The sequence below is a fragment of the Stenotrophomonas sp. STEN030 genome (genome assembly GCF_056759995.1).
The window spans coordinates 1-18,849 of the sequence record NZ_JBRREB010000025.1 but is presented as its reverse complement, the minus strand read 5'-3'; the positions used below and the strand labels follow the sequence as shown (position 1 = coordinate 18,849).

Annotated in this window: 14 protein-coding genes; 12 read left to right on the top strand and 2 right to left on the bottom strand. The window is 63.2% G+C overall.

Annotated elements, in window-relative coordinates; genetic code table 11:
• Positions 1 to 23: 23 nt before the first annotated feature.
• Positions 24 to 1,418 carry an asparagine--tRNA ligase gene (asnS, locus tag ACVOLR_RS10465; protein ID WP_481516321.1) on the bottom strand — a complete coding sequence of 465 codons (1,395 nt, stop codon included), beginning with the start codon at positions 1,416 to 1,418 and terminating at the stop codon, positions 24 to 26.
• Positions 1,419 to 1,567: 149 nt separating this feature from the next.
• Here asnS and ACVOLR_RS10460 point away from each other — a divergent pair, with 149 nt between their 5' ends.
• Entirely contained in the window at positions 1,568 to 1,906 is a 339-nt protein-coding gene (locus ACVOLR_RS10460) for a HesB/IscA family protein (protein WP_481532009.1), read from the top strand.
• Between the two features lie 236 nt (positions 1,907 to 2,142).
• Here the strand turns inward: ACVOLR_RS10460 and ACVOLR_RS10455 are convergent, their stop codons facing one another.
• Positions 2,143 to 3,357: an MFS transporter gene (locus tag ACVOLR_RS10455; RefSeq protein ID WP_481536355.1), complete on the bottom strand. Its 1,215-nt coding sequence runs from the start codon at positions 3,355 to 3,357 to the stop codon at positions 2,143 to 2,145.
• A gap of 249 nt (positions 3,358 to 3,606) precedes the next feature.
• Between ACVOLR_RS10455 and rpsF the strand changes: the two genes are divergently transcribed.
• From rpsF to gyrA, 11 genes are all read left to right on the top strand, one after another.
• Positions 3,607 to 4,038, top strand: coding sequence for a 30S ribosomal protein S6 (rpsF, locus tag ACVOLR_RS10450; RefSeq protein ID WP_282266085.1), 432 nt, complete (start codon positions 3,607 to 3,609; stop codon positions 4,036 to 4,038).
• An 11-nt stretch (positions 4,039 to 4,049) separates the two neighbouring features.
• Positions 4,050 to 4,280, top strand: a complete 231-nt coding sequence (rpsR, locus tag ACVOLR_RS10445) for a 30S ribosomal protein S18 (RefSeq protein WP_002804494.1) — start codon at positions 4,050 to 4,052, stop codon at positions 4,278 to 4,280.
• 144 nt (positions 4,281 to 4,424) lie between these two features.
• Positions 4,425 to 4,874 carry a 50S ribosomal protein L9 gene (gene rplI / locus ACVOLR_RS10440; protein WP_282266083.1) on the top strand — a complete coding sequence of 150 codons (450 nt, stop codon included), beginning with the start codon at positions 4,425 to 4,427 and terminating at the stop codon, positions 4,872 to 4,874.
• A 231-nt stretch (positions 4,875 to 5,105) separates the two neighbouring features.
• Entirely contained in the window at positions 5,106 to 8,609 is a 3,504-nt protein-coding gene (smc, locus tag ACVOLR_RS10435; protein WP_481536354.1) for a chromosome segregation protein SMC, read from the top strand.
• A 48-nt stretch (positions 8,610 to 8,657) separates the two neighbouring features.
• The gene (gene zipA / locus ACVOLR_RS10430; RefSeq protein WP_481536353.1) at positions 8,658 to 9,398 is read left to right on the top strand and encodes a cell division protein ZipA; all 741 of its coding nucleotides are present in this window, start codon (positions 8,658 to 8,660) and stop codon (positions 9,396 to 9,398) included.
• 185 nt (positions 9,399 to 9,583) lie between these two features.
• Positions 9,584 to 12,061, top strand: coding sequence for an NAD-dependent DNA ligase LigA (gene ligA, locus ACVOLR_RS10425; protein WP_481536352.1), 2,478 nt, complete (start codon positions 9,584 to 9,586; stop codon positions 12,059 to 12,061).
• Entirely contained in the window at positions 12,058 to 12,534 is a 477-nt protein-coding gene (locus tag ACVOLR_RS10420; RefSeq protein ID WP_481536351.1) for an N-acetyltransferase family protein, read from the top strand. The genes ligA and ACVOLR_RS10420 overlap by 4 nt, the downstream gene beginning before the upstream one ends.
• Positions 12,531 to 13,478: an EF-P lysine aminoacylase EpmA gene (epmA, locus tag ACVOLR_RS10415; RefSeq protein ID WP_481536350.1), complete on the top strand. Its 948-nt coding sequence runs from the start codon at positions 12,531 to 12,533 to the stop codon at positions 13,476 to 13,478. Before ACVOLR_RS10420 ends, epmA begins: the two co-directional genes overlap by 4 nt.
• 122 nt (positions 13,479 to 13,600) lie before the next feature.
• The gene (locus tag ACVOLR_RS10410) at positions 13,601 to 14,284 is read left to right on the top strand and encodes a DUF3011 domain-containing protein (protein ID WP_481536349.1); all 684 of its coding nucleotides are present in this window, start codon (positions 13,601 to 13,603) and stop codon (positions 14,282 to 14,284) included.
• A 62-nt stretch (positions 14,285 to 14,346) separates the two neighbouring features.
• The gene (gene mtnA, locus ACVOLR_RS10405) at positions 14,347 to 15,411 is read left to right on the top strand and encodes an S-methyl-5-thioribose-1-phosphate isomerase (RefSeq protein ID WP_481536348.1); all 1,065 of its coding nucleotides are present in this window, start codon (positions 14,347 to 14,349) and stop codon (positions 15,409 to 15,411) included.
• A gap of 395 nt (positions 15,412 to 15,806) precedes the next feature.
• Positions 15,807 to 18,506: a DNA gyrase subunit A gene (gyrA, locus tag ACVOLR_RS10400; RefSeq protein WP_481536347.1), complete on the top strand. Its 2,700-nt coding sequence runs from the start codon at positions 15,807 to 15,809 to the stop codon at positions 18,504 to 18,506.
• Positions 18,507 to 18,849 lie beyond the last annotated feature (343 nt).

Below are 18,849 nucleotides of genomic sequence, written 5' to 3'. Positions count from 1 at the left end.
CTCCTGTTACTGGATCAGATGAATCAGTACTCCGCCGAACCCGGTGCACGCGGGTAGGGGATCGCGTCGCGGATGTTGGACAGGCCGCAGACGTAAACCACCAGGCGCTCGAAGCCCAGGCCGAAGCCGGCATGCGGCACCGAGCCATAACGACGGAAATCGCGGTACCACTGGTAGTGATCCGGATCCAGGCCGAACTGCGCCATGCGCGCGTCGAGCACGTTCAGGCGCTCTTCGCGCTGGCTGCCGCCGATGATCTCGCCGATGCCCGGGGCCAGCACGTCCATCGCGGCGACGGTCTTGCCGTCGTCGTTCAGGCGCATGTAGAAGGCCTTGAAGTGTTCCGGGTAGTTGGTCACCACCACCGGGCGGCCGACGTGTTCTTCGGTCAGCCAACGCTCGTGCTCGGTCTGCAAGTCCAGGCCCCATTCGACCGGGTAGTCGAACTTCTTGCCGGATTTCTGCAGCAGGCTGATCGCATCGGTGTACTCGATGCGCTCGAACGGTGCATTGACGAAGGCTTCCAGGCGGGTGATGGCGTCCTTCTGCACGCGCTCGGCGATGAAGGCCATGTCGTCGGCGCGCTCATCGAGCACCGCGCGGAACAGGTACTTCAGGAACTCTTCGGCCACACGCGCGTTTTCGGCCAGGTCGGCGAAGGCGATTTCCGGCTCCACCATCCAGAACTCAGCCAGGTGGCGGGTGGTGTGGCTGTTTTCGGCGCGGAAGGTCGGGCCGAAGGTGTAGACCTTGCTCAGTGCCAGGCAGTAAGCCTCGACGTTGAGCTGGCCGGACACGGTCAGGAAGGTTTCCTTGCCGAAGAAGTCACGGCTGAAATCGATCTGGCCATCGCTGGTGCGCGGCAGGTTGGCCATGTCCAGCGTCGAGACGCGGAACATCTGGCCAGCACCCTCGGCATCGGAGGTGGTGACGATGGGCGTGCTGATCCAGTAGAAGCCGTTCTCGTGGAAGTAACGGTGCACGGCCTTGGACAGGCAGTCGCGGATACGGGTGACGGCGCCGAACAGGTTGGTGCGCGGGCGCAGGTGCGCCACTTCGCGCAGGAACTCCGGCGACATCGGCTTGGGCTGGATCGGGTAGGTCAGCGGGTCTTCGACCCAGCCGACGATCTCGAGACTTTGCGCCTGGATCTCGAAGCTCTGGCCCTTGCCCTGCGACTTGACCAGGGTGCCGGTGGCGATCACCGAGCAGCTTGGGGTCAGCTTCTTGATGTCTTCGAAATTGGACAGCGCTTCGGTGGCCACGACCTGGATCGGGGCGAAGCCCGAGCCATCGCTGACGTTGACGAAGGCCAGTCCAGCCGAGCCGCGCACCGTGCGGACCCACCCGCGGACTGTGACTTCTCCGCCTTCCGGGAATTTCCCGGCAAGGGCGTGTGCAACGCTGACCACCGTCATGACTTGAATCCTCTGTTGATCGACTCGATCTGTGAATGCGAGATTTTAGCGGCTCCGGGCCCGGGCAGGCGAGCATTTATCTACGCTTGCAGTCTGGCCGGCCGCCCACATCTATAATTGGACCGTAATTCTGCTGGAGTCGCCCCACCATGGCTGTTCATCTGACCCCCATCGCCCATTCCCGCGTGCAGCGTTTCGTCAGCGGCACCCCGGGTGCGCTTGGCCTGCGTTTTGGCGTGACCCGCACCGGTTGCTCGGGTTGGGGCCATATCACCGACCTGGCCAAGGATGAGCGCGAGGGCGACACCGTGTTCGAGCAGGACGGCGTGCGCATCTACGTGGACGCACAGAGCCTGCCGCTAGTGGATGGCACCGAAATCGACTTCGGCAAGCAGGGCCTGAGCGAGACGTTTACCTTCAAGAATCCCAACGCAGCGGCCGAATGCGGCTGCGGCGAGAGCTTCACTACCGACGATATGCATCGCTGAGCAAGGCGGCTGCGCTGCTTTTGTAGGAGCGGCGTAAGCCGCGAAGCAAGTCCGGTGTTGGGGCCGGAAAAGCAGGAATTCCAGAGGACTTCCCCTTGTAGAGCCGAGCCATGCTCGGCTGAAGCATTCCCGGCGATGTCCGGGATTGTGCATAGGGCCCCTGCCGAGCATGGCTCGGCACTACTGGGGTTGGTTTTGCCGGGAAAGCCCCTGCCGAGCATGGCTCGGCACTACATTCAGTCGGCTGCCAATTGCGCGGGCGCGTCCTGACGGCGCTGCAACATCACCGCAATACCCCACAGCAAAAGGCCTACGGCCGCGGTCGCCGCGCCAACATAACCGGTGGAGGCGTGGCCGTATCCAGCGCCAATCGCCATGCCACCCAGCCAGGGGCCCAGCGCATTTGCCGTATTGAAGGCGGCATGGTTGGAAGCAGCGGCAAGGGTTTGGGCCTCGCCGGCGGCGTCCATCAGGCGGGTCTGCAGGGCCACGGCCAGGGCGCCCATCGTGCCCACGGCGATAATTGCCGGCACCATTGCCCAGGCCGAGTTCGCGGCCAACGGGAACAGCATCAGTACGACGATGGACCAGGCCAGCAGCACGCCGGCGGCGCGGAACTGCAGCCGGTCGACCAGCTTGCCGCCAGCAATATTGCCGATGATCGCGCCGACGCCGAACAGGCCGACCGCGACCGGCATCCAGCGCTCATTGATGCCGGTGACGTTGACCAGCGTCGGTGCCAAATAGGTGAACACACAGAACATGCCGGCAAAACCGATCGCGCCGATGGCCAGTGCCAGCCAAACCTGGGTGGTGTTGAAGGCGCGCAGTTCGCGCAGCGGCGAGGTGCGGACCTCGCTCGGATCGGCTGGCAGCTGCCGCGCAACCATCGTCACCGTGGCAAGCGCCAACAGGCTGACCAGTACGAAGGCGCTGCGCCAATTGAATTGCTGGCCCAGCCAGGTGGTCAGTGGGTTGCCGAGCAGGATTGCGATGGACAGGCCCAGCAGAACCTTGGAAACGGCAGCGCCGCGCTGTTCTGGCGGGCTGATGGATGCGGCAACTAGCATCGCCACGCCGAAATAGGCGCCATGCGGCAGGCTGGCGACGAAGCGCGCCAGTAGCATCGTGTGGTAGCTCGGTGCCAATGCGCTGGCCAGGTTGCCGATGGCGTAGAAGCCCATCAGCCATAGCAGCAGGCTGCGGCGCTGCAGGCTGGCGCCAGCAAAGGCCAGTAGCGGCGCGCCGACCACCACGCCGATGGCGTAGGCGCTGATCAGGTGGCCGACCTGGGCTTCAGTGATTGCCAGGCCGCGGCTGATTTCCAGCATCAGGCCCATGCTTGCGAATTCGCTGGTGCCGATGGCGAAGCCGCCCAATGAGAGCGCGATGAGAATGAAGGTGCGCTGGCGCGGGGTCAGCTGCGCTGCCAGGGAAAGCGTGGAATTCACGTCGGGCGGTCCGGGAGGGCGTGGAATCGGTTACATAGTGTACTGTTGCGACGCAGCATCCGTAGCGGCCGAGACCCATTCCGACGCCGGATACTGTGTTGCACGGGTCGGGGGTGACTTGCCTCCAGTTCACTTCCAGTGGATAATGCCCGGCTTCCTGTGCTCCAAGTGCAGGATCCCTTGCCCCACCGCGATACACAGCGGGGGGCTGTCCAGCCCGTCAGGGCTATATCCGAAAGGTATAAAAACATGAGTCGTCATTACGAAGTCGTGTTCCTGGTCCACCCGGATCAGAGCGAACAGGTCCCCGCCATGATCGAGCGCTACAAGGCGCTGGTCGAAGCCGGCAACGGCACCATCCACCGTCTGGAAGATTGGGGCCGTCGTCAGCTGGCTTACCCGATCCAGAACCTGGTGAAGGCTCACTATGTTCTGCTGAACATCGAAGCCGACCAGGCAGTTCTGAACGAACTGACCGAGAGCTTCCGCTTCAACGACGCCGTGCTGCGCAACCTGGTCATCAAGCGTGACGAGGCTGACACCGAGCAGTCGCTGATCATGAAGAGCAAGGACGAGAAGGGTGACAAGCCCGAGCGTGGCGAGCGCCGTCGTCGTGACGACGAAGAAGGTGCATCTTCCAACAATGACGAAGCCGGCGACGACGCCGCTTCTGCTGAATAAGGAGCACTTTCATGTCCAAGTTCTTCCGCCGTCGTAAGTTCTGCAAGTTCACCGCTGAAGGCGTGAAAGAGATCGATTACAAGGATCTCAACACCCTGCGTCAGTACCTGACCGAGAACGGCAAGATCGTTCCGAGCCGCGTGACCGGCACCAAGTCCAAGTACCAGCGCCAGCTGGCCACGGCCGTCAAGCGCGCCCGTTTCCTGGCCCTGATCCCGTACACGGACAACCACGACGTCTAATCCGAGTTTTCGGAAGAGCCCGCATTCGCTGCGGGTTCTCGACAGGAAATCCGGCCTTGGCCGGATTTTCCGTACCCACCGTCCTATTCGGACAGCAAGCGTTGCGGAGCCATTGGCGCCGCTAACGAATAACGGAGCTACATCATGAAGCTGATTCTTATCCAGAAAGTGACCAACCTCGGCGGCCTGGGCGACCTGGTCGACGTGAAGCCGGGCTACGGCCGTAACTTCCTCGTGCCGCAGGGCAAGGCCGTTCCGGCCACCGCGACCAACATCGCCGAGTTCGAAGCCAAGCGTGCTGAGTACGAAGCCAAGGCTCTGGCCTCGCACAACGGTGCTGAAGCCCGCGCTGCCAAGTTCGAAGGCGCCAGCGTCACCATCGCTGCGCACGCTTCGACCGAAGGCAAGCTGTACGGTTCGGTTGGCCCGCGTGATATCGCTGAAGCCTTCACCGCTGCCGGCCTTGAGCTGAACAAGAGCGAAGTGATCATGGGCGAAGGCGCTTTCCGCAACGTTGGCGAGTTCGACGTTATCGTCAAGCTGCACGCCGACGTGGAAGCCACCGTCAAGGTCATCGTCGAATCCGACGCTTGATTCTGCCGGACTGGTTGTAAAGAACGGGCGCCGCAAGGCGCCCGTTTCTTTTGGCCGGCTGGTTGGTCTGACCACCGGCGGCCATGGGTGTCGCTATACTCGGTTGCCAGTGCCGCGCTTTGGCTGTTGAATTCCACGGAATATCAATGACTTGAGCGCGGGAAGGGAACCTCCGGAACCTCATTCCGGGTGTCGGCAGTTGCTGCCGATGTCCGCCAACAGCCCGATTCCATGCGTCTATCCACGATCAAGCTCTCCGGTTTCAAGTCGTTCGTCGATCCCACGACCTTGCACCTGCCAACCAATATGACCGGCGTCGTCGGTCCCAATGGCTGTGGCAAGTCCAACATCATCGATGCGGTGCGCTGGGTGATGGGCGAGAGCTCAGCCAGCCGCCTGCGTGGCGATTCGCTGACCGACGTGATCTTCTCTGGCTCGGCGGGACGCAAGCCGGTGTCGCAGGCGACGGTGGAGCTGATCTTCGACAACGCCGACCACACCATCTCCGGTGAGTACGCTTCGTTCAACGAGATCTCGGTCAAGCGCACGGTCAGCCGTGATGGCAGCAGCAACTATTATTTGAACGCCACCAAGTGCCGCCGCCGCGATATCACCGATCTGTTCCTCGGCACCGGGCTGGGCCCGCGCAGCTACTCGATCATCGAGCAGGGCATGATCAGCCAGATCATCGAGGCGCGCCCGGAAGACCTGCGCGTGTACCTGGAAGAGGCTGCCGGCATCTCCAAGTACAAGGAGCGCCGCAAGGAAACCGAAACCCGCATCCGTCACACCCGCGAAAACCTCGATCGCCTCAACGACCTGCGCGAAGAAATCGGCAAGCAGCTCGAACATCTCAAGCGCCAGGCGCGGCAGGCCGAGCAGTACCAGGCGCTGCAGGAAGAACGCCGGGTCAAGGATGCGGAATGGAAGGCGCTGGAATACCACGGCCTAGATGGGCGTCTGGGCGGCCTGCGCGAAGCCTTGTCGCGTGAAGAGACCAAGCTGCAGCAGCTGATCGCCGAGCAGCGCGATGCCGAGAGCCGGATTGAAACCGGTCGTGTGCGTCGCGAAGAAGCGTCAGAGAATTTGAACAAGGCGCAGGCCGACGTCTACCAGGTGGGCAGCACCCTGGCGCGGCTTGAGCAGCAGATCCACCACCAGCGGGAAATGGCGCAGCGCCTGCACAAGGCGCGCGATGAAACCCGTCAGGCGCTGTCCGAACTTGGCCAGCACATCAGCGGCGATGAAGCCAAGTTGATCGTGTTGCGTGAGTCGGTCGAGAACGCCGAGCCGCAGCTGGAGCAGCTGCAGGAAGACAACGAGATCCGCCAGGAAGCGCTGCGCGAGGCCGAGGCCAAGCTGGCTGACTGGCAGCAGCGTTGGGAAGCGCATAACCGCAACACCTCCGAAGCGACCCGCTCCGGCGAGGTTGAGCGCACCCGCGTTGATTACCTGGACAAACAAGTCCTCGAAGCCGATCGCCGCCGCGAGGCCTTGCAGGCAGAGCGCGCCGGTCTGGACCTGGATGCGCTGGCCGAGGCCTTCGAACAGCTGCAGGTGGAACATGAAACGCAGAAGACCGCGCTGGAAACCTTGAGTGAGCAGGTCGAGCTGCGCAAGGAATCGGTGGCGACACTGCAGGAGCAACAGCGTGCCGGGCAGTCGGAACTGGCCGATGTGCGCAAGCAGGCGCAGTCGGCACGCGGTCGGTTGTCGTCGCTGGAAACACTGCAGCAGGCCGCACTCGGCCAGGAGCAGGGCGCGGCCGCAGCATGGCTGAAAACGCGCGGCTTGGATTCAGCCGCACGCGTAGGCGAGCGCATCACCGTTGAGAGTGGCTGGGAAAACGCAGTTGAAAGCGCGCTCGGCCAGCTTATCGAAGGCGTGCTGGTGGATGCACCGGAAGCCCTGGTTGATGCGCTGGCTGAGCTGGGCGAAGGGCGCATTGCGCTGGTCGCAGGTGCGGATGGCAAGGCTGATTTCGCGCCGACCTCGTTGGCGGCAAAAGTGCAGGGGCCGCTGGCGATTCGTCGACTGCTTGCGCAACTGCATGGCGCTGAAGATCTGGCGCAGGCGCGGCAGCTGCAGCGCAAGTTGGGTGACAGCGAATCGGTGATCACCCGCAGCGGTGAACGCCTGGGGCAGGGCTGGGTGCGTTTGTCGCGCTCCGGCGCAGCCGAGCAGGGGGCCTTGCTGCGTGAGCGCGAGATTGTCACCTTGCGCGAGCAGATCGAAACCCTGCAGGAACGCGAAGCTGCATTGGAACAGCAGTTGGCCGCCTTGCGTGACCAGCTGTTAGCTGCCGAGCAGCAGCGCGAAGACGTGCAGCGCTCGCTGCATCAAGCGCATCGCGCCGGCTCCGAGTTGGCAGGGCAGCTGCAGAGCCAGCAAGGCAAGTTGGAATCCACCCGCACGCGCATCGAACGTATCGAAGGCGAGTTGGCGCAGCTGCTGGAAACGCTGGATGGCAGCCGCGAGCAGGCCACCGAGGCGCGCCTGCGACTGGATGAGGCGGTGTCCAGCATGGGTGATCTGGAGTCCGCACGGCACGCGCTGGAAAGTGAGCGCAGGCAGATGAGTGATGCCCGCGACCAGGCCCGTGATGCGGCGCGCAATGTGCGCGACAGCATGCATGCGCTGGCCTTGACGCTGGAGTCGCAGCGCACCCAGATCAGCTCGCTGAGCCACGCCCTGGAGCGCATGGGCAGCCAGCGCGGTCAGCTCGACTCGCGCCTTGGCGAACTGCATTCGCAGCTGGACGAAGGCGATACGCCGGTCCACAGCCTGGAAGCAGAGCATCAGAATGCATTGGCCGAGCGGGTGCGTGTCGACCGCGTGCTGGCCGAGGCGCGTACCTTGCTCGATGGCATTGACCATGAGTTGCGTGGGCTGGAGCAGACCCGCCATCAGCGCGACGAACAGTCGCTGGCGCAGCGCGAACGTATTTCGCAGCGCAAGCTTGACCAGCAGGCCTTGGTGCTCAGCGCCGAGCAGCTATCGGCAGCGGTGGAGAAAGCCGGCTTCGTGCTGCAGGACGTGATCAATACGCTTCCCGAAGATGCGCGGCTGTCGGATTGGGAGTCGACGGTGCACCAGATCGACGGCCGCATGCGTCGGCTGGAGCCGGTCAACTTGGCCGCGATCCACGAGTACGGCGAGGCCTCGCAGCGTTCGGAGTATCTGGACGCGCAGAACACCGATCTGAACACCGCGCTGGAAACGCTGGAAGACGCCATCCGCAAGATCGACCGGGAGACCCGGGGCCGCTTCAAGGACACCTTTGACCGGGTCAATTCCGGCGTGCAGGCGCTGTATCCGCGCCTGTTCGGTGGTGGCCATGCCTATCTGGAACTGACCGGCGAAGATCTGCTCGATACCGGTGTGACCATCATGGCGCGACCGCCGGGCAAACGCGTATCCAACATCTCGCTGCTGTCCGGTGGTGAGAAGGCGATGACTGCGGTGGCGCTGGTGTTTGCCATCTTCCAGCTCAACCCGGCCCCGTTCTGCCTGCTGGACGAGGTGGACGCGCCACTGGACGAGGCCAACGTCGGTCGTCTGGCCAATATGGTCAAGGAAATGAGCGAGAAGGTGCAGTTCCTGTTCGTCAGCCATAACAAGGCGACGATGGAGGCTGCGCACCAGTTGTCGGGCGTCACCATGCGCGAGCCGGGTGTCAGCCGACTGGTCAGTGTTGATCTGGAAGAGGCTGCCCGATTGGCGGGGGCGGCCTGACGTGCCATCCTTTAACCACCTGAACGATTAACCCGGAGACTGCAGCGCATGTCTGACACGGCACTGTTGCGTATCGGCATTCTGGTTGCCGGCGTTTTGCTGGTAGCGGCCATTTTCTTTTTCAGCCGGCCCAAGCGGCTGGCGCAAGGCAAGCGCAAGGAGCCGGCCGGTGCTGAGCAACCGCGTCGCGAGCCGGTGCTGGGCGGTGCTGAGGGCACTACTGGCGCCGATGTGGGCGAGGGCGGTGCACAAGGCGACGCAGTAACCCAGCCAGAGCTCGGCCTGCCTGACGTGGATGAAGGCAATCTGAGCGAGCTCGGCAAGCGGCCTACCCAGGATTTCGACAAGATTGTCTCGCTGTACGTGGCCGCCCGGTCCGGGCAGGTACTGCGTGGCGAGGACATCGTGGTGGCGGCAGAGAAGACCGGTCTGGTCTTTGGCTACATGAATGTGTTCCACCGGCTGGTGGAAGGGCATTCCGAGCGCGGCCCGATCTTCTCGATGGCCAGCATCATGAAGCCGGGCAGTTTCGACATGGGCAACATCCGCGAGATGGAAACCCCGGCCATCGCCTTCTTCCTGACCTTGCCGGCACCGATGACCGCGCTCGACGCCTGGGAAAAGATGCTGCCGACCGTGCAGCGCATGGGCGAACTGCTGGATGGCGTGGTGCTGGATGACAGCCGCAATGCCTTGGGCCGGCAGCGCATCGCGCATATCCGCGATGATCTGCGTGCTTACGATCGCCAGCATCAGGCGCCGCCGCTGACCAAGTCGCCGCGTTGGTAAAGCTCTAAGGGCTGCTCCTCCCCAACCCTCCCCTTCGCTATGCGAAAGGGAGGGGGCAGAGCTTCGCTCCCTCCCTTTGCCGCAGGCAAGGGGAAGGCCGGGGAGGGGTGCTGTTAGCGGTAAACGAAGAGCCAAAGCACCCCCGCTTTTACCGCGCAAACACTCCGCGCAGGTAAAATCGCCACATGAATCAAAACAACGCCGCCACCCAGCGCATCAGCGAACTCCGCCGCCAGCTGGCCGACGCCTCGCGTGCCTACCACGAGCACGACGAGCAGATCATCCCGGATGTCGAATACGACCGGTTGATGCGTGAGCTGGAAGCGCTCGAAGCTGCGCATCCGGAACTGGACAGTGCCGACTCGCCCAGCCATCAGGTCGGTGGCAAACCGTCATCGCGTTTCCCCGAAGTCGTACATGCCGTGCCGATGCTGTCGCTGGGCAACGCCTTCAGTGATGCCGAAGTGCATGACTTCGTGCGCCGCATCGACGAGCGCCTGCATCGCCGTGAACTGTTTTTCTCCGCAGAGCCCAAGCTCGATGGCCTGGCCATCAATCTGCGTTACGAGAATGGCGTGTTCGTGCAAGGCGCGACCCGTGGCGACGGTGCAACCGGCGAAGACGTCAGTGCCAACCTGCGCCAGATCAAGGTCATCCCGCAGCAGCTGGATGGTCAGGGCTGGCCCGAAGTGCTTGAAGTACGTGGTGAGGTCTACATGCCGCGCGCCGACTTCGAACGTTACAACGAACAGGCCCGCCTGCACGGCGGCAAGGTGCTGGCCAATCCGCGCAATGGCGCCGCCGGCTCACTGCGCCAGCTTGATCCGAAGATAAGTGCGCAACGGCCGCTGAGTTTCTATGCCTATGGCCTCGGTGAAGTGTCCGGTGGCGAGCTGCCCGAGACGCATTCGGCAACCTTGGCGCAGCTGGCGCAATGGGGTTTTCCGGTCAGCGATCTGTGCAAGGTGGTGCAGGGCGCCGAAGGTCTGCTCGCGTATTACCGTGATATCGGTGAGCGCCGCGACAGCCTGGCCTATGACATCGATGGCGTGGTCTACAAGCTTGATGACCGCGACGGCCAGCAGGAGATGGGCTTCGTCGCGCGCGCGCCACGCTGGGCGATCGCGCACAAATTCCCGGCGCAGGAGCAGACCACCACGGTCGAAGCCATCGAGATCCAGATCGGTCGCACTGGCGCAGCAACGCCGGTTGCACGGCTGAAGCCGGTGCATGTGGCCGGTGTCGTTGTGACCAACGCGACCTTGCATAACGCCGACCAAATCGCGCGCCTGGATGTACGCGTCGGCGATGCGGTGATCGTGCGCCGTGCCGGCGATGTGATCCCGGAAGTGGTCAGCGTCATTGTCGATCGCCGCCCCGAGGGCACCACGCCGTGGCAGATGCCGCGTGCCTGCCCGGTGTGTGGTTCGGAGATCGTGCGCGAGGAAGGCGAGGCGGCGTGGCGCTGCTCCGGTGAGCTGAGCTGCCCGGCGCAGCGCAAGGAAGCCATTGCGCACTTCGCCTCACGCAAGGCGATGGATATCGACGGGCTGGGCGACAAGTACATCGAGGTGCTGGTTGATGCGGGCATCGTGAGCGGCGTCGCCGATCTGTATGCACTCAACCGCGACCAGTTGCTGGTGTTGAAGCTGGCGCTGGATGCCGACTCACCGGAAGGCCTGGCTTCGCAGCTCGGCCTGCACCTGCAGCCCGAAGGCAGTGGCGACACCCTCAATCGCATTCTCAAACTGGATGCGAGTGACGCGTCCTGGCGCGCACAGGCCTTGTCGGTGCCGGCCAGCTTCCAATGGAATACCAAGAAGATCGCCACCAAGTGGGCCGATAACCTGATCGCTGCGATTGCCGCCAGCCGCAACACCACGCTGGAGCGCTTGCTGTTTGCGCTGGGCATCGAGCATGTGGGCGAAAGCACCGCCAAGGCCTTGTCGGCCTGGTTCGGTGATCTTGAGCTGATCCGTCACCTGCCGTGGCCGATATTCAAGCGCGTGCCGGACATCGGTGGCGAAGTGGCTCGTTCGATTGGCCACTTCATGGCACAACCGGGCAACCAGCAGGCCATTGATGCATTGTTGGAGCGTGGCGTGCAGATCAGCGATACGCACACGCCCAATGCAAAGTTGCGTGCCGATCTGAATCTGGCAACCTTGTTGGCGGATCTTGAGATTCCCAAGGTCACGCCGGTGCGCGCGCGCCAGCTGGCCGAGGCATTCCGATCGACGGCAGCCATCCTCGATGAGGAAGCACATAACTTCATGACCGCTGGTTTGCCGGCGGAAACCGCCAATGCGCTGGTTTCGTGGTTGAACGTTGATGCCAACGCGCAGCTGTTCAGCGCTGCTGGCGCAGCATTGGAACGTTTGCTGGCAATCACGCCGGTGGAACAGCAACAGGTCGCCGGTGTGCTCGATGGCAAGACGGCGGTGCTGACCGGCACGCTGACGCAGATGGGCCGCGACGAGGCCAAGGCCAAGCTGGAGGCCATGGGCGCCAAGGTCGCCGGCAGCGTCTCGAAGAAAACCAGTTTCGTGGTGGCCGGTACCGAAGCCGGCTCCAAGTTGGACAAGGCAAATGAGCTCGGTGTGGAAGTGTGGGACGAAGCGCGTCTGCTTGCCTTCCTTGCCGAGCACGGAGAACAGGCATGAGTGAGATCAAGGCGCGCTTGGCGCAACCGCAAGATTTTCCGCAGCTGATCGCGATGGTTTGCGACTTCTATGTGGAAGACCAGATTCCCTATATCGCCGAACGGGTCGAGCCGGGCCTGCATACGTTGCTGGAACAGCCGAGCTGTGGCGCGGCATTGCTGTTGCTCGATGGCGACAGCGTAGTTGGTTACATCACCCTGGGCTGGTGCTTCAGCGTCGAGCAGGGCGGTCGTTTCGTATTGTTGGACGAGCTGTACCTGGGCCCGGCAGCGCGTGGTCGTGGCTGGGGTCGGCAGGCCTTGGCGCTTGCTCGCGACTGGGCCGCAGGGCGGGGTGCTGCGGTGATCCGGCTTGAGGTGAACCACCACAATGCCAAGGCCAAGTCGCTGTATCTGTCGGCCGGCTACCGCGACGATGAGCGCGACATCCTGACCCTGTCATTGAACGGGTCCGCTGGACGTTTGCACTCGTGATCGAGGCCCTGCGTCAGCGCGCACGCTTGAATGCACTGATCCGCGGCTTTTTTGCCGAGCGCGATGTATTGGAAGTGGAAACGCCAATCATGTCGGCTGCCGGCAATACCGAGCCGAACATCGAGGGCTTCCAGACCCGCTTCAGTGGTCACGTCGACGCCGGTTCACCGCAGCGCTGGCTGCGCACTTCGCCGGAGTATCCACTCAAGCGGCTGCTGGCTGCCGGCGTTGGTGATTGCTATGAACTGGGCCGGGTGTTCCGCAACGGCGAGGCCGGTGGTCGCCACAATCCCGAGTTCACCATGCTGGAATGGTATCGGGTGGGCTGGGATCATCATCGCCTGATTGATGAAGCCACTGCGCTGGTGCAGCAGGCCTTGGCGATGGTGCAGCGTCCGCCGGCATCGGTGCGCATCGTCAGCTACCGCGACCTGTTCATCCAGGCGGTGGCGCTGGATCCGTTCCTGAGTGACGAAGCGCAGCTACGTGCAGGCCTGGGCGAGGTCGGTATCCAGCCGGATGGCCTGACTCGCGATGACTGGTTGGATCTGCTCATGAGCCATCGCATCCAGGCGCAGTTCGCAGTCGACGCCATTACCGTGATTCATGACTGGCCGGCCAGCCAGGCCGCATTGGCGAAGATTCGTCCGGGTACACCGCCATTGGCTGAACGCTTTGAGCTGTATCTGGGCCCGGTTGAATTGGCCAACGGCTATCACGAGCTGAACGACGCGGTCGAGCAGCGCCAGCGCTTCGAGCGTGATCTGGCGATCCGGGCCGCGCGCGGAGCTGAACAACCGCCCTTGGATGAGGCCTTCCTTGCGGCATTGCCGTCGCTACCTGCTTGCGCCGGTGTTGCGGTTGGCGTGGACCGATTGCTGATGGCATTGGCCGGTACGCCGCGCATTGGCGATGTATTGGCGTTTGATTTCGCCAACGCCTGATGCTGGTTTGCGCTCGATCATGGATCTGCATCTCGCCGGCGACGATGATAATGCTTTGCTCACAATGACTCAGGCAGTGTGTGATCATCGGAACCCATCATGACCGAACAGGGGAGCGTCTGATGAAGCGGGTCTGCGGCTTGCTGCTATTGCTGGCGCCGACCGTACTGGCAGCCCGGGAATCTGCGCCAACAGCGGCGGACCGGCAGGTGGTGCGCTGCGAATCGGGTGAACAGTTGCGGACGTTCTGCCCGATGGACACCAGTGCTGGCGTGCAACTGGTGCGGCAGCTGTCCAGGCGCGACTGCATCCGCGAGACCAGTTGGGGCGTTGAAGGCAATGCGGTTTGGGTGAGCCAGGGCTGCAGCGCTGAATTTGCCCGCCCGCAGGCTTCCAGTCGCACGACGCGCCGCGTGGTGCGCTGCGAATCAAAAGGGCGGACGGAGGTTTGCCCGGTGGTGTTGCGTGGTGCGCCAGTGCGCTTGTTGCGGCAGCAGTCGGTGCTGCCGTGCCGCGAAGGCCGCAGCTGGGGATACAGCGGCAAGGAGATCTGGGTCAGTCGCGGTTGCCAGGGGTTGTTCGAGGTTGGTGCCGAGGACGGCTCGGGCTTTGTGGATACCCCGCGCAGGGTGACCTGTGAGTCCAAGGGTGAGCTGCGGCGCGAATGCGGCGTCAGCGTGGCCCGTCGGGTGACCTTGGTGGAGCAGCTGTCCAAAGCCGCCTGCCGGGAGGGTGACAGCTGGGGCTGGGATCGCAATGGGATATGGGTGGACAAGGGCTGCCGCGGCGAATTCTCCGCCGATTGAGCGGGAGCTGGCTGATCCGATGTTATTGGTCCGTGCCGGGCAGCGCCGATTACAATGGGCGAATGAACGATACCCCTGCCATTGATTACGCCCGTTACGACCATATCCGCCCGATCCGCTGGACCGGCGAGGCCCTGGAGCTGCTGGATCAGCGCAAACTGCCGTTTATCGTCGACCGCGTGCTGTGCCACGACAGCGATGCGGTTGCAGAAGCAATCCATGCCTTGACCGTGCGCGGTGCGCCCGCCATCGGTATCGCCGCAGCCTGGGGCGTGGTGTTGGCCGCGCGCGAGGTGCAGGCCGATGACGGCGCGGCTGCGTTGCAGGTATTGGCGCCGGCCCTGGATCGACTCAATGCCTCGCGTCCTACCGCAGTCAACCTGGCCTGGGCGCTGGCACGCATGCGCCGCGCTTTGGCCGCTGCCGGTTCGGACTGGAAGCTGGTCGCCGCGCTTGAAGCGCAGGCAATCGCTGATGAAGACCTTGCTGCCAACCGTCATATGGGCGCCTTGGGTGCAGCGTTGATTGCACCGGGCAGCGGCGTGCTGACCCATTGCAACACCGGCTCGCTGGCCACCGCTGGCTTCGGCACTGCCTTGGGCGTGATCCGCGCGGGTGTCGCGCAGGAGCGTATTGCGAAGGTATTTGCCGGTGAGACCCGGCCGTGGTTGCAGGGCGCACGCCTGACCGTGTGGGAGCTGCAGCAGGATGGCATCGACGCGACCCTGATCGCCGACTCGGCCGCTTCGCACCTGATGAAGACCGGCGCGGTGCAGTGGGTGATCGTTGGCGCCGACCGGATCTGCGCCAACGGCGACACCGCCAACAAGATCGGTACCTATCAGCTGGCCATCGCGGCCCGCCATCATGGGGTCAAGTTCATGGTGGTTGCGCCGTCCTCGACCGTGGACATGGGCACCGCCCATGGCGACGAGATCGAAATCGAACAGCGTGATCCGGGCGAACTGTTCGGTGTGGGCGGTGTGCGTACCGTGGCCGAGGGCATTGCCGCCTGGAATCCGGTATTCGACGTGACCCCAGGCGAGCTGATCGACGCCATCGTCACCGAGCGTGGGGTGATCCTGAAGCCAGACCTGGCGACGATGTCTGCCGCGTTCGCCGACTAACCGGTGGCGCCGAGCCATGCTCGGCAGGGGCTTGCCCCGTAAGGCCTCGCGGCCGAGCATGGCTCGGCTCTACAGGGAGCCTTTTGCATTGTGGGAGCGGCGTAAGCCGCGAAGCTGATGGTGCTTGAGTCGGAGAGGGTTGCGACCTGTTGGGTCTGTGGCTTCGCGGCTTGCGCCGCTCCTACAGGGGTCGCCGGTAATGCCCCTGCCGAGCATGGCTCGGCACTACCCTATGGCTGCCCCTAAGTTCCTGATTTCTTCCGGTAAAAGCACCCTAAATGGCGGCGAAAAACCTGCCCTTGTGGTAGACTCCGCAGGTTGATCCGAGTTTCCGGCAGGGCGGCCCGTCATGGTGCTGCCAGCGGACGGGATCGCTACCTGACAACGGAACCCGAATGGCAGAAAACGCCAAGGAAATCATCCAGGTCAACCTGGAAGACGAGATGCGCAAGAGCTACCTCGATTACGCGATGAGCGTGATCGTCGGCCGCGCACTCCCCGATGCCCGCGATGGCCTCAAGCCAGTTCATCGCCGCGTCCTGTTTGCGATGAATGAGCTGGGTGCTCACAGCAACAAGGCGTACTTCAAGTCGGCGCGTATCGTCGGTGACGTGATCGGTAAGTACCACCCGCACGGCGATCAGTCGGTCTACGACGCGCTGGTGCGTTTGGCGCAGCCATTCTCGCTGCGCTACATGCTGGTGGACGGCCAAGGTAACTTCGGTTCGGTCGACGGCGACTCGGCGGCAGCAATGCGTTACACCGAGGCCCGCATGTCGCGCCTGACGCATGAGTTGATGGCCGATATCGACAAGGAAACCGTCGATTTCCAGCCTAACTACGACGAAAAGGAACTGGAGCCGACGGTCATGCCGACCCGGTTCCCGAACCTGCTGGTCAATGGTTCGGCCGGTATCGCGGTGGGCATGGCGACCAATATTCCGCCGCACAACCTCACCGAAGCCATCACCGCCTGCATCGCGCTGATCGACGATCCGTCGATCGACGTTGACGGCTTGATGGAATACATCCCAGGTCCGGATTTCCCCACCGCCGGCATCATCAATGGCACCGCCGGCATCATCGCTGGTTACCGCACCGGCCGTGGCCGCGTGCGTATCCGTGCCAAGGCGGATATCGAAGTGGCTGACAATGGTCGCGAGTCGATCATCGTCACCGAGATTCCGTACCAGGTGAACAAGGCGCGGTTGATCGAGAAGATCGCCGAGCTGGTCAAGGAAAAGAAGCTCGAAGGCATCAGCGAGCTGCGCGATGAGTCCGACAAGGACGGCATGCGCATCTACATCGAAATCAAGCGCGGCGAGTCGGCCGAGGTTGTGCTCAACAACCTTTACCAGCAGACCCAGATGGAGTCGGTGTTCGGCATCAACATGGTGGCGCTGGTCGATGGCCGGCCGAAGCTGTTGAACCTCAAGGAAGTGCTCGAGGCGTTCATCCGCCACCGCCGTGAGGTTGTGACCCGCCGCACCATCTTTGAACTGCGCAAGGCGCGTGCGCGTGCGCACGTGTTGGAAGGCCTGACCGTTGCTTTGGCCAACATCGATGAAATGATCGAGTTGATCAAGACCTCGGCCAATCCGGCTGAAGCCAAGGAGCGCATGCTCTCCAAGGTGTGGCAGCCAGGTTTGGTCGGCGCGTTGCTGGGTGCCGCCGGCGCCGAGGCATCGCGTCCGGAAGACCTGCCCAAGGGTATTGGTCTGGTCAACGGTGCCTACCAGCTCAGCGAAGTGCAGGCCACGCAGATTCTGGAAATGCGCCTGCACCGCCTGACCGGGCTGGAGCAGGACAGGCTGACCGAGGAATACAAGCAGTTGCTGGAAGTCATCGCTGGCCTGATCCGCATTCTGGAAAACCCGGACGTGCTGCTGCAGGTCATCCGCGATGAGCTGGAGAGCGTGCGCGCCGAATTCGGCGATGCGCGTCGTACCGAAATCCGTCACAGCGAAGAAGATCTGGATATTCTGGATTTGATCGCGCCGGAAGACGTGGTGGTGACGTTGTCGCGTGCTGGCTACGTCAAGCGTCAGCCGGTCAGTGCCTATCGCGCACAGCGTCGTGGTGGCCGTGGCCGCAGTGCTGCAGCGACCAAGGACGAGGATTCGATCGAACAGCTGTGGCTGGTCAACACCCATGACACGCTGTTGACCTTCACCAGCTCGGGCAAGGTGTTCTGGTTGCCGGTGCATCAGTTGCCGGAAGCCGGCTCCAACGCACGTGGCCGCCCGATCATCAACTGGATCGCGCTGGAGAACGGCGAGCGTGTGCAGGCTGTGCTGCCGGTGCGCGAGTACGACGAAAACCACTTCGTGTTCTTCGCTACCCGCAACGGTACGGTCAAGAAGACCCCGCTGAGCGAGTTCGCTTTCCGCCTGGCGCGCGGCAAGATCGCCATCAACCTCGATGACGGTGACGCGCTGGTCGGCGTCGGCCTCACCGATGGTGAGCGTGACATCGTGTTGTTCGCCTCCAACGGCAAGACCGTCCGCTTCGGCGAGGACAAGGTCCGCTCGATGGGCCGTACCGCTACCGGCGTGCGTGGCATCAAGATGCCCAAGGGCGAGGAAGTAGTCAGCCTGATCGTCGCCGAAAGTGCTGGCGGCGTTGAGGATGAGAACGAAGAGGACAACGGCGTCGAGGAAGTGGCAGTGGACGGCGGCGAGATCGTCGAAGCTGCAGACGATGCTGGCGTGCAGTACATCCTGACCGCGACCGAAAACGGCTACGGCAAGCGCACCCCGCTGGCGGACTACCCGCGCAAGGGTCGCGGCACGCAGGGCGTGATCGGCATCCAGACCAGCGAGCGCAACGGCAAGTTGGTCAGCGCGGTGCTGTTGGGTACCGGCGATGAAGTGTTGTTGATTTCCGACGGCGGCACGCTGGTGCGTACCCGTGGTTCGGAGATCTCACGCGTCGGCCGTAACACCCAGGGCGTGACCCTGATCCGTCTGTCCAAGGGCGAGAAGCTGCAGGCGGTTGAACGCCTGGATGCTTCGCTTGAGGCTGAGGACGAGGTGCTGGAAGACGATGCTGCAGGCGCTGTGGAAGCAGTGGCACCGGCGGCGCCGGAAGCCTGATTTTTCAGGATTTGAGTTTGAAAAAGCGTCGGCATGCCGGCGCTTTTTCTTTGGGGTCGACAGGCTTTATCGGCTAGGAGCTTGCCCTCACCCCAACCCCTCTCCCGCAGGCGGGAGAGGGGCTAGCAATGCTTGCGCTCGCGGTGCATTAGCCCCTCTCCCGCGCGCGGGAGAGGGGTTGGGGTGAGGGCAGGCTTTTAGCTCGTAATCCAAGATCCGGAATCCGCGACCAGCGTCGCAGCGACAAGTACACGTGTCGCACGGGTTCCTCCGTAGTGGGGGCCCAAGAGCGGGCGGCGGGTTATAGGGAACACACCAAACAACCAAAACTACGGCAACAACC